General features: G+C 56.3%; 11 protein-coding genes. 3 read left to right on the top strand and 8 right to left on the bottom strand.

Going from position 1 to position 13516, the window contains the following annotated elements; genetic code table 11:
- The first annotated feature begins 6 nt into the window (after nucleotides 1-6).
- Nucleotides 7-1434 (top strand): multidrug transporter subunit MdtD, encoded by a 1428-nt coding sequence (mdtD, locus tag K7R23_RS06500; RefSeq protein WP_012907959.1) that lies wholly within the window; start codon nucleotides 7-9, stop codon nucleotides 1432-1434.
- Here the strand turns inward: mdtD and rbsR are convergent.
- The 7 genes from rbsR to kup form a co-directional block, all read right to left on the bottom strand.
- Complete coding sequence (gene rbsR / locus K7R23_RS06495; protein ID WP_012907960.1) at nucleotides 1400-2398, bottom strand: ribose operon transcriptional repressor RbsR; 999 nt, start codon at nucleotides 2396-2398, stop codon at nucleotides 1400-1402. The genes mdtD and rbsR overlap by 35 nt on opposite strands.
- A 3-nt stretch (nucleotides 2399-2401) precedes the next feature.
- On the bottom strand, nucleotides 2402-3331 hold the full coding sequence (rbsK, locus tag K7R23_RS06490) for a ribokinase (protein WP_012907961.1): 930 nt from the start codon (nucleotides 3329-3331) through the stop codon (nucleotides 2402-2404).
- A gap of 112 nt (nucleotides 3332-3443) precedes the next feature.
- Nucleotides 3444-4334 carry a ribose ABC transporter substrate-binding protein RbsB gene (gene rbsB, locus K7R23_RS06485; RefSeq protein WP_012907962.1) on the bottom strand — a complete coding sequence of 297 codons (891 nt, stop codon included), beginning with the start codon at nucleotides 4332-4334 and terminating at the stop codon, nucleotides 3444-3446.
- Nucleotides 4335-4358: 24 nt separating this feature from the next.
- Nucleotides 4359-5324, bottom strand: coding sequence for a ribose ABC transporter permease (gene rbsC, locus K7R23_RS06480; protein WP_012907963.1), 966 nt, complete (start codon nucleotides 5322-5324; stop codon nucleotides 4359-4361).
- A 5-nt stretch (nucleotides 5325-5329) separates the two neighbouring features.
- Nucleotides 5330-6835, bottom strand: a complete 1506-nt coding sequence (rbsA, locus tag K7R23_RS06475) for a ribose ABC transporter ATP-binding protein RbsA (protein WP_012907964.1) — start codon at nucleotides 6833-6835, stop codon at nucleotides 5330-5332.
- A 7-nt stretch (nucleotides 6836-6842) separates the two neighbouring features.
- Nucleotides 6843-7262: a D-ribose pyranase gene (rbsD, locus tag K7R23_RS06470; RefSeq protein WP_012907965.1), complete on the bottom strand. Its 420-nt coding sequence runs from the start codon at nucleotides 7260-7262 to the stop codon at nucleotides 6843-6845.
- A gap of 213 nt (nucleotides 7263-7475) precedes the next feature.
- Nucleotides 7476-9344 carry a low affinity potassium transporter Kup gene (gene kup / locus K7R23_RS06465; RefSeq protein WP_012907966.1) on the bottom strand — a complete coding sequence of 623 codons (1869 nt, stop codon included), beginning with the start codon at nucleotides 9342-9344 and terminating at the stop codon, nucleotides 7476-7478.
- 220 nt (nucleotides 9345-9564) lie between these two features.
- On the opposite strand from kup, the gene ravA reads away from it, so the two are divergent.
- Both ravA and viaA read left to right on the top strand, forming a co-directional pair.
- A complete protein-coding gene (ravA, locus tag K7R23_RS06460; RefSeq protein ID WP_012907968.1) occupies nucleotides 9565-11061 on the top strand; it encodes an ATPase RavA in 1497 nt (498 codons plus the stop codon).
- The gene (gene viaA / locus K7R23_RS06455) at nucleotides 11055-12506 is read left to right on the top strand and encodes an ATPase RavA stimulator ViaA (RefSeq protein ID WP_012907969.1); all 1452 of its coding nucleotides are present in this window, start codon (nucleotides 11055-11057) and stop codon (nucleotides 12504-12506) included. Before ravA ends, viaA begins: the two co-directional genes overlap by 7 nt.
- 5 nt (nucleotides 12507-12511) lie before the next feature.
- Here the strand turns inward: viaA and asnA are convergent, their stop codons facing one another.
- A complete protein-coding gene (gene asnA / locus K7R23_RS06450) occupies nucleotides 12512-13504 on the bottom strand; it encodes an aspartate--ammonia ligase (protein WP_012907970.1) in 993 nt (330 codons plus the stop codon).
- Between the last annotated feature and the right edge of the window lie 12 nt (nucleotides 13505-13516).

Below are 13516 nucleotides of genomic sequence, written 5' to 3'. Positions count from 1 at the left end.
TTGTGAATGACCAGTAAAAAAGCACGCAGTATGGCCGGGTTGCCGTGGATAGCGGCAATGGCCTTTTTCATGCAGGCACTGGACGCCACTATTCTGAATACCGCTTTACCCGCTATCGCGCAGAGTCTTAACCGTTCACCGCTGGCCATGCAGTCCGCCATTATCAGTTACACCCTGACGGTGGCGATGCTGATCCCGGTAAGCGGATGGCTGGCGGATCGCTTCGGTACGCGCCGCATATTTATGCTTGCCGTCACGCTGTTCACCCTTGGCTCGCTCGCCTGCGCGCTTTCCGGTTCGCTGCCTGAACTGGTTATTTTTCGCATCGTACAGGGAATCGGCGGCGCGATGATGATGCCGGTCGCACGCCTGGCGCTTTTACGGGCTTACCCGCGAAGCGAACTGTTACCGGTACTGAACTTTGTCACGATGCCCGGTTTAGTCGGGCCGATTCTGGGACCAGTGCTGGGCGGCGTGCTGGTTACCTGGGCCAGCTGGCACTGGATTTTCCTGATAAATATACCCATCGGCGTCGCAGGCATTTTGTACGCGCGCAAATATATGCCGAACTTCACCACGCCGCGCCGCAAATTTGATATGTCCGGCTTTTTTCTCTTTGGCCTGAGCCTGGTGCTCTTTTCCAGCGGAATGGAGCTGTTTGGCGAGAGGATTGTCGCCACCTGGATTGCGCTGGCGATTATCGTGCTCAGCATTGTTCTGCTACTGGCTTACATTCGCCACGCCCGTCGCCATCCCACTCCGCTGATTTCGCTGTCGCTATTTAAAACCCGCACCTTCTCTGTTGGTATTGCCGGTAATCTGGCGACGCGGCTGGGCACAGGATGCGTCCCGTTCCTGATGCCGCTGATGATCCAGGTAGGATTTGGATACCCGGCGCTGATTGCCGGCTGCATGATGGCGCCTACCGCGCTGGGCTCAATACTGGCGAAATCAATGGTGACCCAGGTTCTGCGCAGCCTGGGCTACAGGAGAACGCTGGTAGGAATTACGATTTTCATCGGCCTGATGATTGCGCAGTTCGCTTTGCAGTCTCCTGCAATGCCCATCTGGATGCTGATCCTGCCGCTGTTTATTCTGGGGATGGCGATGTCGACGCAGTTTACGGCGATGAATACGATTACGCTTGCCGACCTGAATGACGACAACGCCAGCAGCGGCAACAGCGTGCTGGCCGTAACGCAGCAGCTCTCTATTAGCCTGGGCGTTGCCGTCAGCGCGGCGGTATTACGCATTTACGAAGGCGTTGCGGGAACCAGCACCGTGGAACAGTTCCACTACACCTTTATTACTATGGGCGCGATCACGATCGTATCCGCGCTAATGTTCATGCTGTTGAGGGCGAAAGATGGCCGCAACCTGATCAAAGACCGGCACAAGCCTAAACCGACCCCCGCGCCATCAGAACAGGAGTAAGCTGCAGACGCTGCTGCTGTAAATCGGGCTGCGCCATGCGATGGATCAGCACATCAATGGCCAGCTCGCCCAGTTCATCTTTCGGCTGATGAATAGTGGTCAGCGGCGGCGTCATGTAACGCGCCAGTTCGATATCATCGTAGCCAATCACCGCCATGTCCTGCGGGATGCGCAGTCCGGCCTGGTATAACGCCTGATAAGCGCCGACCGCCATCGCATCGTTGCCGGTAAAAACCGCATGAGGGCGCTGCGGATGCGCGAGCAGTCGATGCATGGCGTCAAACCCGCCGCCAAACTCAAAATCGCCCATAATTTCATATCCCGCAGGGATGACCAGTCCGGCACGTTTCATGGCGGCGCGGTAACCCTCGACACGCAACCGCGCCGGGGTTTTGTCCAGCGGACCGGTGATACAGGCGATGCGGGTAAATCCTTTATCGATCAGATACTGAGTGGCTAAGTCGCCGCCGAGCAAGGAGTTATCCTGAATCAGATCGCTGTCGCCTTCGCCATCGAAAGGCGACCAGTCCATCATCACGGTGGGAATGGACGGATAACGCTGCATAATTTCACGCGACGGCTGATGCGTTTCGGTACAGAGCAGCAGTAAACCGTCTACCCGCTTTTGCATCAGCGTCTCCAGGTTGCGGTTCATGCGCTGCTCATCGCCTTCGGTGTTGCATAACACCAGGCTGTAGCCGCGCTCGAAGCAGCTACGCTCTACGCCGCGCACCAGTTCGGAGTAAAAAGGGTTAGTACTGGCGGTAATCAGCATACCAATGGTGCGCGTCTGATTAAGCTTCAGGCTGCGCGCCAAGGCAGAAGGAGCATAGTTTAACGCTTTGATCGCCGCGTCGACTTTTTCGGTAATCGCTTCGCTGACAAAGCGATCCTTATTAATGACGTGCGAAACGGTAGATGTGGAAACGCCCGCCAGGCGGGCAACATCCTTCATGGTAGCCAAACGTTACCTCTGCTGACCTAAAAACGCCTCGATCTCTTCACGCCACGGCACAGAAGGCTGAGCACCTTTACGGGTAACAGCGATAGCCGCGGCAGCATGGGCGAAACGAATCGCATCAGGCAGCGGCATATCTTCCAGCAGCCCGGTAATCAGCGCGCCGTTAAAGGTATCTCCCGCTGCGATGGTATCGACAGCCTCGACCTTAAAGCCAGGTACGCGACGTCCTTCACCTTTCACGCTGGCCCAGACGCCCCGGCTACCCAGGGTGATCAGCACCGTATCGATGCCTTTATCATGCAACGCCTGCGCGGCTTTCACGGCGTCATCGTCATTTTCCACGCGGACCCCGGTCAGCTTTTCCGCTTCCGTTTCATTAGGGGTAATGATATCCACCAGCGCCAGCAGCTCGTCAGAAAGCGCCCGCGCCGGCGCCGGATTCAGCACCACGCGCGTGTTATTTTGCCGGGCGATTTTCGCCGCGGCGAGTACGCTTTCGATCGGCGACTCCAGCTGCATCAGCAGTGCGGAAGCCTGAGCGATGCGTTCACGCTGCGCGTCAACTAACGCCGGGGAAAGCGCGGCGTTTGCCCCGGCATGAATGCCGATAACGTTCTCACCTGCGCCGTTCACAAAAATGAGCGCCACGCCGGTGGCTTCACCCGCAATAACGCTGACGGGTGCAACATCGATATTGTCGCTCGTCAGCTGTTGACGAATATTGTTTCCGATGGCGTCATCACCCGTACAGGCAATAAACGCAATGTTTGCCCCGCTGCGTCCCGCAGCCACTGCCTGATTCGCGCCTTTACCACCAAAAGCGACCTGATAGTGATTACCGGTGACGGTTTCACCGGGTGCAGGAAATGTCTCGAGATTAAGGATATGGTCGGCGTTGATACTGCCGAGAACGACAAGTTTGCCTGCGGTTTTCATGTTCGGGGTGTCCATCAGAGAGCGCCACCGGTATGACCCGGTGGCGTATGCCACACTTTACTTTTCTTTATTTGATGTCCCTCAGGCAACGCGCGGTTGCCTGAATCGCATTTTACTGCTTGATGACCAGCTTCAGATCAACCGGATATTTGGCCTGAACTTTTTCGCCTTTCAGCACCTTATCCGCCGTCTCAACGCCTTTGGCGCCGATCTGGTCAGGTAACTGCGCGATGGTCGCTGCCAGTTTGCCATCATTTACCGCTTTTTCGCCATCCGGCGTGCCGTCAAATCCGACAACCATCACATCAGATTTACCGGCGGTTTGCAGCGCACGTAGCGCGCCCAGCGCCATTTCGTCGTTCTGCGCAAACACCGCCTGTACGTCCGGATGCGCGGTCAGCAGGTTCTGCATTACGTTCAATCCTTTGGTGCGGTCGAAGTCAGCTGGCTGGCTGGCCAATACATTGAATTTATGCGCGGCAACCGCCTGCTGGAAACCTTCGCCACGTTCACGCGCCGCGGACGTTCCGGCAATCCCCTGCAGTTCGATTACTTTCGCGCCAACGCTGGCTTTCTTCGCGATGTAGTCACCGGCAATTTTGCCGCCCAGCACGTTATCGGAGGCGATATGGCTCACGACCTCGCCTTTGGTTGCCTGACGGTCAAGGGTAATCACCGGGATATTCGCCTGGTTAGCCATCTTCACGGCGTTACCCACCGCGTCGGAATCAGTCGGATTGATCAGCAGAATTTTGGTGCCGCGTACCGTTAAATCCTGAACGTTAGCCAGCTCTTTCGCCGGGTTGTTCTGGGAATCCAGCACCACCAGGTTGTAACCCAGCTTATCAGCTTCTTTCTGCGCCCCATCTTTCAGGGAAACAAAGAACGGGTTATTGAGCGTGGAGACCACCAGCGCAATGGTATCTTTTGCCATCGCGTTCGCGCTTACGGTGGCGCTTAGCGCAACGGCAGAAACCAGGGTAGCCAGTTTTTTCATGTTCATATTTAAGATGTCCTGTAATCGTTGTTACTGTTTTTTGTTGTCTACCAGTACCGCCAGCAATATCACCACCGCTTTGACGATCATCTGGTAATAGGAGGATACACCTAACAAATTCAATCCATTATTCAGGAAACCAAGAATTAATGCGCCGATCAAGGTCCCGACAATACGTCCCTTACCGCCCGCCAGGCTGGTGCCGCCAAGCACGACGGCCGCGATGGCATCCAGTTCATAACCGGTCCCGGCAGTGGGCTGCGCGGAGGAAAGACGCGCCACCTCAATAATGCCCGCCAGCGACGCCAGCAAACCGCAGAGTGAATAAACAATGACTTTGATTTTACTGACGCTGATGCCGGACAGACGGGTTGCCGCTTCGTTGCCGCCCAGAGCATAAATATAGCGGCCCAGGCGGGTATGGTGCAGCATGTACCACGCCGCCAGGAAGACAATGCCCATAATCCACACCGGCGTTGGCACGCCCAGCGGTCGGCCAATACCAAACCAGCCAAACAGATCGGCATTATCAGTAAAGCCGGTGTTTATCGGGCTGCCGTTGGTGTAGACCATCGTCACGCCGCGCAGCAACAGCATCATCACCAGCGTGGCGATAAACGCCTGCACCCGTCCTTTCGCCACGATAACCCCTGTCACCGCTCCCACCGCGGCGCCCAGCGCCAGCGCGGCTGCCACCGCCACCAGCGCGTTAACTTCAATTCCGACAATTGAAGCGGCAACCGCACCGGTGAGCGCCAGCAGGGAACCGACGGACAGATCGATCCCCGAAGTCAGAATAACCAGCGTCATTCCGACCGCCATGATGGCGTTCACCGATGTCTGTTGAAGAATATTGAACAGGTTATTGACGGTAAAAAAGTTAGGACTCAACGTCGAAACAATCGCGATCAGCACCAGCAGGGCGATAAGCGACTTCTGCTCCATCAGCCACGCTTTGGTGAAATAACGGCGACCAGAAACAGCCTGGGTAGTCATCTTTTTTACTCCTGATTCACGCGATTAAGCTTGCCGACAGCGGCAGCCATCAGAACTTCCTGGGTGGCCTGCTCGCGAGTGAACTCACCGCCGAGATGCCCTTCATGCATGACGATAATGCGATCGCTCATGCCTAATACTTCTGGCATCTCAGAAGAGACCAGAATGATGCTCAGGCCGTCGGCCTTAAACTGGTTGATAAGCTGATAAATTTCTTTTTTCGCCCCGACGTCCACGCCGCGCGTCGGCTCATCAAGGATCAGCACTTCAGGACGGGTCATCAGACCGCGGGCAATCGCCACTTTCTGCTGATTACCGCCGGAAAGCAGGCCAATCGCCTGTTCCATCGACGGCGTTTTCACATTGAACAAGCGGATAAAATCGCTCACCGCCTGCTGTTCATCTTTATGTCTTAGTCCACCACCGGCACGGCTGAAATAGCGCAGGGCGGTCAGCGACATATTCTCTTTTACCGACATACCAAGCACTAAGCCGTCGCGCTTGCGGTCTTCGGAGATATAAACAATTCCGTTCGCCAGGCCGTCCTGCGGCGAACGGGTGACCACCTCGCGTCCGTCGAGGGTCACGTGGCCGCTGGTGCGCGGCAGGGCGCCATACAGCACTTTCATCAGTTCGGTTCGCCCGGCGCCCATCAGGCCGGAAACGCCGAGGATCTCCCCTTTACGCAACGTAAAGGAGACATGATTAACGCCCGGTCCGCACAGGTTATCGACCTTCAGACGAACCTCGCCTGGCGCTTTATCCAGCCGTGGATATTGATCTTCCAGCTTACGCCCCACCATCATTTCAATCAGTGAATCTTCGGTCAGCGAGGCGACTTCACGTTCGGCAATAAACTGCCCGTCACGGAAGACGGTCACATCGTCGCAGATCTCGAAAATCTCTTTCATGCGGTGAGAGATATAGACAATGCCGCGCCCCTGCGATTTCAGTTCGCGAATGACGCGGAACAGGGATTCGGTTTCAGTATCGGTAAGCGCGTCGGTCGGCTCATCCATAATGATGACTTTTGATTCGAAGCTCAGCACCTTGGCGATTTCCACCATCTGCTGATCGCCTATCGACAGATCGCCCAGCAGGCGGTCGCTCTTAAAGCGCAGGTTGAGCTTCGCTAACAGCAGGTCCGCTTCGGCATACATTTTTTTCCAGTCGATTTTGCCAAAGCGGTTCACAAACTCGCGGCCAAGGAAGATATTTTCCGCAATGGTGAGCTGCGGGATCAGGTTCAGTTCCTGGTGGATGATGCCGATCCCGGCTTCCTGAGATGATTTTGGTCCGTTAAAGGTAGTCTCTTTTCCCAGCCACAACAGCGACCCGGCATCGCGGGTATAGATGCCGGTCAGCACTTTCATCATGGTGGATTTACCGGCGCCGTTTTCACCCACCAGCGCCATCACGCGGCCTGCATAAACGTTGAGCGCGGCGCCGGAGAGCGCCTTCACGCCGGGGAACGACTTATCGATGCCTTTGAGTTGCAGTAATGCGTCCATGATGGCCTCAGAAGGTGACGCCGGCACAGAGAATGATATTCGCATACGGGGAACACTCCCCGCTGCGAATTACCGCCTGACTGTCTGCGGTCTGTTGCTTAAATTGTTCGTGCGTGGTGTAACGAATGTCTATGGTATTTCCCTGGCGTTGTTGCAGTTGCTCAATAAAGCTGAGCAACGTTTCGTGGAGTTGCGGATTATGTTGTTTTATTTCCGCCGCAAGAATGGCCGCCTCGACCTGCATTTCACGCGTCACCACCTCCAGTACCTGCATGAACGACGGTACGCCCTGGGTTAACGCCATATCAATACGCGCTGTGCCGTTGGGGATGGGAAGCCCTGCGTCACACACCACCAGCGTATCGGTATGCCCCAGACGGGAGATGACCGATGAGATCTCAGAGTTGAGTACTGCGCCTTTCTTCATTTTTCTGCTCCACCAGCGAAACGTTTCGCTGGCGTCAGTTTAATCTTAAGAGCGCTCAGAAAACCACCATGACGTAGCAGATTTGTGATCGTCGTCGAAACGTTTCGCTAAATGAAATGGAGACTGAAGAAGGTGCCCGGCGGCGCTTCGCTTGCGCGGGCCTACGGGTGTGGTAGGCCGGGTAAGCGTAGCGCCACCCGGCATGTTGAAAGGTTAAATCTCGACCTGAGTACCCAACTCGATGACGCGGTTAGGCGGGATCTCAAACTGGTCCGGCGCGCGCAGCGCGTTACGCTGGAGAATAAGATACAGCTTGCCGCGCAGGCGCAGATACCACGGGCGCTTGCCGATAATTAACGACTCATGCGACATAAAGAAAGACGTCTCCATCATCCGGCAGCTCAGTCCTTCCAGACCGCAGCGATGGAATACCTCTTCCACATTCGGCGTTTCCCGCCAGCCGTAGCTGGCGACAACGCGCCAGAAGGTCGGCGAGAGTTGTTCAATCTGCACGCGGCGAACGTTGTGCACATAGGGCGCATCTTCCGTCCGCAAAGTCAGCAGGATCACCCGCTCATGCAGCACCTTGTTATGCTTCAGGTTGTGCATCAGGGCAAACGGAATGACGTTCAGCGCGCGGGACATATACACGGCGGTGCCCGGCACCCGCACCGGCGGTGATTTTTCCAGCGAGGCGATCATCGCTTCCAGCGAATTACCGTGCTCATGCATACGGCGCAGCAGACGGAAGCGCTCGCTTTTCCAAGTGGTCATGATGGTGAACATTAGCAGACCCAGCGACAGCGGTAGCCAGCCGCCGGACAACAGCTTGTCGAGGTTGGCGGAAAACAACGGAACATCGATGCACAGGAAAGCCACCAGAATCAGCGCCACGAAGTACTTATTCCAGTGCCAGTTTTTACGCGCCACGGTAGTGGAAAGAATGGTGGTCAGCACCATCGTACCGGTGACGGCAATCCCATACGCCGCCGCCAGGTTGCTGGAGTGCTCGAAGCTGACGATAACAATCACCACGGCGATATAGAGCATCCAGTTGACGAACGGAATATAGATCTGCCCGGACTCCATTTCGGAGGTGTGAATAATACGCATCGGCGACAGATACCCCAGGCGAACCGCCTGACGGGTCAGCGAAAAGACGCCGGAGATGACCGCCTGCGAAGCGATAACCGTCGCCAGCGCGGCGAGGATCAGCAGCGGAATCAGCGCCCAGTCAGGCGCCAGCAGGAAGAACGGGTTTTTGATCGCTTCCGGTTGCTTTAACAGCAGCGCCCCCTGACCAAAGTAGTTCAGCACCAGCGACGGCAGCACGACAGAGAACCATGCCAGACGGATCGGGAACTTACCGAAGTGCCCCATATCGGCATACAGCGCTTCAACGCCGGTGATCGAGAGCACCACCGCGCCAAGCGCAATAAACGAAACGGTTTTATATTCGAGGAAGAAATGTATCGCCCACATCGGGTTTAAGGCGTGGAGAACTTCCGGGTTGCCAATAATGCTGCGCACGCCCAGCACCGCCAGCACCAGAAACCAGGTCAGCATGATCGGCGCAAACAGCTTGCCCACCATCCCCGTACCGTGCTTCTGAATCATAAACAGCAGCGTCAGAACGACAATCGACAGCGGAACAATCCAGGTATCCAGCTGCGGCGCGACGATCTCCAGACCCTCTATCGCCGACATGACCGAAATCGCCGGGGTGATCACCACCTCGCCATAAAAGAAGCTGCCGCCAATCAGCCCCATAATCACCAGCATGGAGGTTGTACGCGCGGAGGTATTCCGCCCGGCCAGCGACATCAGCGTCAAAATGCCCCCCTCACCGGCGTTATCCGCCCGCATGACGAAGGTCAGGTACTTGATGGAAACCACCAGGATCAGCAGCCAGAAAATCAGCGACAGAAAGCCAAAAACAGCATCGCGTTCAACGCCAAAGCCAAACTGACCGGACAAACATTCACGAAGAGTATAGAGTGGGCTGGTGCCAATATCACCGTAGACAACCCCGATCGCCGCGAGGGTAATCGCAGACAATGATTGCTTATTATGAGTGCTCATAGACTAGTCTTTCATATATAAAGAAATGTGTACCTGGTCCCCTGGCCCACAAAAAAGCGCACAGTATGCACGATTAATCGCAAAATCGTACCCCTAAATAAGACCAGATTAACCTGGCTCAAAGAAAAAGAAACCGCCTGCCAAACCAGTTCAGCCTCTGATACGTTACGTCTATACTCGCTGATAACGCTGTCCATTTCACGAAGGATGCCACTCTATTATGGCTCACCCACATTTAATAGCGGAAAGAATTTCGCGCCTGAGCAGCGCGCTGGAAAAGGGGTTATTCGAGCGCAGCCATGCCATTCGTTTATGCCTGCTGGCGGCCCTGAGCGGCGAGAGCGTTTTCTTACTGGGCCCGCCAGGGATAGCTAAAAGCCTGATCGCCCGCCGCCTGAAATATGCTTTCCGGAATGCGCGCGCTTTCGAATATTTAATGACCCGTTTTTCCACGCCGGAGGAGGTATTCGGCCCGCTTTCGATTCAGGCGCTGAAAGACGAAGGGCGTTATGAGCGTTTAACCACCGGCTATCTTCCGGAAGCCGAAATAGTCTTTCTTGATGAGATCTGGAAGGCAGGTCCGGCCATCCTGAATACCCTGCTGACCGCCATCAATGAGCGCCACTTTCGAAACGGGGCGCATGAAGTAAAAATCCCGATGCGTCTGCTGGTGGCGGCATCCAACGAACTGCCGGAAGCGGACAGCAGTCTGGAGGCGCTGTACGACCGTATGCTTATCCGCCTGTGGCTGGATAAGGTTCAGGATAAGGCGAATTTCCGCGCGATGCTCACCAGCCAGCAGGATGAAAATGAACTCCCCGTCGCCGCCTCGCTACAGGTCAGCGATGACGAATATGTCCAGTGGCAGAAGGACATTGGCGCGATATTGCTGCCCGATCACGTATTTGAACTGATTTTTACCCTGCGCCAGCAGCTGGAAAATTTGCCCAACGCCCCCTATGTTTCCGACCGGCGCTGGAAAAAAGCCATTCGTCTGTTACAGGCCAGCGCCTTCTTTAGCGGCCGCGAAGCGGTAGCGCCTGTCGATCTCATCCTGCTGAAAGATTGCCTGTGGCACGACGCCCAGAGCCTGAACCTGATGCAACAGCAGCTGGAAATATTGATGACCGGACACGCCTGGCAGCAGCAGGCGATGCTGACGCGCCTCGGCGGCATCGTCCAGCGGCGCATCCAGCTCCAGCAGCAGCAAAGCGATAAAACCGCCCTGACGGTAACTCGTCAGGGCGGCATGTTCAGCCGTCGACCGCATTATGATTTACCGCCAGAAATCACGACCTCCACGGTAACGCTGCTGCTGCAAAAACCGTTGCGGCTTCATGATATGGAAGTCATTCATATCACCTTCGATCGCAGCGCGCTGGCGCAGTGGCTGGCGAAAGGCGGCGAGATCCGCGGCAAACTCAACGGGATCGGTTTTGCCCAGACGCTGAATATGGAAGTCGACAGCGCCCAGCACCTGGTGGTGCGCGACGTCAGCTTACAAGGCACCCGCCTGGCGCTTCCCGGCGCATCTGAAGAAGCCATGCCGGGCGAGATAAAACAGCAGCTCGATGAACTGGAAAACGACTGGCATCAGCAGCATACCCGCTTCAGCGAGCAGCAAAAATGCCTGTTTATCCACAGCGACTGGCTGGGACGTATTGAAGCGAGCTTACAGGACGTTGGCGAGCAGATCCGTCAGGCGAAACAATGCTGACGCTGGATACGCTGAATGTGATGTTAGCCGTCAGCGAAGAGGGGATGATCGAAGAGATGATCCTCGCGCTGCTGGCCTCGCCGCAGCTGGCGGTGTTTTTTGAAAAATTCCCGCGCCTGAAAGCGGCGATTACCGACGATCTCCCCCGCTGGCGCGAAGCCTTACGCAGTCGGCTGAAAGATGCGCGCGTACCGCCGGAACTCACCGAAGAGGTGTTGTGCTATCAGCAGAGCCAGCTACTCTCTGGCGCGCAGTTTATTGTCCAGCTCCCGCAGATCCTCGCCCTGCTGCACCGTCTGCATTCGCCTTATGCCGCGCAGGCGCAGCAGCTGGTGGACAGCAACGCGGTGATAACGCCCGCGCTGCATACCCTTTTTCTCCAGCGCTGGCGTTTAAGCCTGGTGGTGCAGGCGACCACGCTCAACCAGCAATTGCTTGAAGAAGAGCGCGAACAGTTGCTCAGCGAAGTCCAGGAAAGAATGACCCTCAGCGGACAGCTCGATCCGGTACTGGCGGAAAATGACAACGCCGCGGGCCGCCTGTGGGATATGAGCGCCGGGCAGCTCAGACGCGGTGATTATCAGCTGATCGTCAAATATGGCGATTTTCTCGCAGAGCAGCCTGAGTTGAAACAGCTGGCGGAACAGCTGGGACGTTCGCGGGAAGCCAGGTCCGTTCCACGCAAAGACGCGCCGATGGAAACCTTCCGCACGCTGGTGCGCGAACCGGCAACGGTGCCCGAGCAGGTCGACGGCATTCAGCAAAGCGACGACATTCTGCGCCTGTTGCCGCCCGAACTGGCGACCCTCGGCATTAGCGAGCTGGAATATGAATTCTATCGCCGACTGGTGGAAAAACAGCTGCTCACTTACCGTCTGCACGGCGAAGCGTGGCGTGAAAAAGTCACCGAACGTCCGGTGACGCATCAGGATTTCGACGAACAGCCGCGCGGACCGTTTATCGTCTGCGTGGACACCTCCGGTTCGATGGGCGGCTTCAACGAACAGTGCGCAAAGGCTTTTTGCCTGGCGTTGATGCGCATCGCCCTCGCCGATAACCGTCGCTGCTTTATTATGCTGTTTTCCAGCGAGGTGGTGCGCTACGAGCTTACCGGACCGGAAGGTCTTGAGCAGGCGATTCGCTTTTTAAGTCAGCGTTTTCGCGGCGGTACGGATATCGCCAGCTGTTTTCGCGCCATTATCGAACGGATGCAGGGACGGGAGTGGTTTGATGCCGATGCGGTGGTTATTTCAGATTTTATCGCCCAGCGTTTGCCCGACGATGTGGTCAGTAAGGTCAGCGAGCTACAGCGCGCCCATCAGCACCGTTTTCATGCGGTAGCGATGTCGGCACACGGCAAACCCGGCATCATGCGCATTTTCGATCATATCTGGCGCTTTGATACCGGGATGCGAAGCCGCCTGCTGCGACGCTGGCGGCGATAAGAAAATTACAGCAGAGACGGAACGTTTTCACGCACCTGCGCAGGCCACACGCCGCACTGCACCTGTCCGATGTGCGGCAGTTGCAGCAGCAGCATGGTCAGGCGGGACTGGCCGATACCGCCGCCGATGGTCTGCGGCATTTCACCGCGCAGCAGCGCCTGGTGCCATTCCAGGCTCAGACGGTCTTCATCACCGGTGAGCTGAAGCTGACGTTTCAGCGCCTCAGCATCAACGCGGATACCCATTGAGGAGATCTCGAAAGCGTCTTCCAGTACCGGGTTCCACACCAGAATATCGCCGTTCAGCCCGGCATAGCCCAGTTCAGAGGCGGAGCTCCAGTCATCATAATCCGGGGCGCGAACGTCATGACGGTGTCCGTCGCTGAGCTTACCGCCGATACCAATCAGGAATACCGCGCCCAGCTCTTTCGCAATGGCGCGCTCGCGGCCTTTAGCATCCAGATGCGGAAAACGCGTCAACAGATCCTGACTGTGAACAAAGTGGATCTCATCCGGCAGGAACGGCGCCAGACCAAACTCTTTGCTGACCGCGGCTTCAGTCGCCTTAATTCCCGCCCAGATAGCCTCTACCGTGCTTTTCAGGGTGGAAAAATGACGTTCGCCGTCGCCCATCACGCGCTCCCAGTCCCACTGGTCAACGTAGACCGAGTGTAATGGAGAAAGCCGGTCTTCATCCGGACGCAGGGCTTTCATGTGCGTGTACAGCCCTTCACCCGCGCTGAAGTCATGCTGACCCAGAGTCTGACGTTTCCACTTCGCCAGTGAATGCACCACTTCGAACTGGGCGTCAGGCAGCGCTTTCACTTTTACCTGCACCGCTTTTTCACAGCCAGACAAGTTATCCTGCGTGCCATCGCCTACCCGGCTCAGAATCGGCGCCTGAACTTCAATCAGACCCAGACGCTCCTCAAGCTGACGAGAGAAGTGCGATTTCACGAAGCTAATTTGACGTTGTTTGGCGATATAAGCGGTTTTCATTGTAATTACTCC

The organism is Citrobacter rodentium NBRC 105723 = DSM 16636, assembly GCF_021278985.1.
GTDB lineage: Bacteria > Pseudomonadota > Gammaproteobacteria > Enterobacterales > Enterobacteriaceae > Citrobacter_A > Citrobacter_A rodentium.
The sequence above is the reverse complement of the archived record's forward strand: the minus strand, read 5'-3'. Positions and strand labels throughout refer to the sequence as shown.

Coding starts and splice junctions, on each gene's coding strand:
- rbsK (WP_012907961.1), bottom strand. CDS start 3,331: ATGAAAACCGCAGGCAAACTTGTCGTTCTCGGCAGTATCAACGCCGAC.
- asnA (WP_012907970.1), bottom strand. CDS start 13,504: ATGAAAACCGCTTATATCGCCAAACAACGTCAAATTAGCTTCGTGAAA.
- viaA (WP_012907969.1), top strand. CDS start 11,055: ATGCTGACGCTGGATACGCTGAATGTGATGTTAGCCGTCAGCGAAGAG.
- rbsD (WP_012907965.1), bottom strand. CDS start 7,262: ATGAAGAAAGGCGCAGTACTCAACTCTGAGATCTCATCGGTCATCTCC.
- rbsA (WP_012907964.1), bottom strand. CDS start 6,835: ATGGACGCATTACTGCAACTCAAAGGCATCGATAAGTCGTTCCCCGGC.
- rbsB (WP_012907962.1), bottom strand. CDS start 4,334: ATGAACATGAAAAAACTGGCTACCCTGGTTTCTGCCGTTGCGCTAAGC.
- ravA (WP_012907968.1), top strand. CDS start 9,565: ATGGCTCACCCACATTTAATAGCGGAAAGAATTTCGCGCCTGAGCAGC.
- rbsC (WP_012907963.1), bottom strand. CDS start 5,324: ATGACTACCCAGGCTGTTTCTGGTCGCCGTTATTTCACCAAAGCGTGG.
- mdtD (WP_012907959.1), top strand. CDS start 7: ATGACCAGTAAAAAAGCACGCAGTATGGCCGGGTTGCCGTGGATAGCG.
- kup (WP_012907966.1), bottom strand. CDS start 9,344: ATGAGCACTCATAATAAGCAATCATTGTCTGCGATTACCCTCGCGGCG.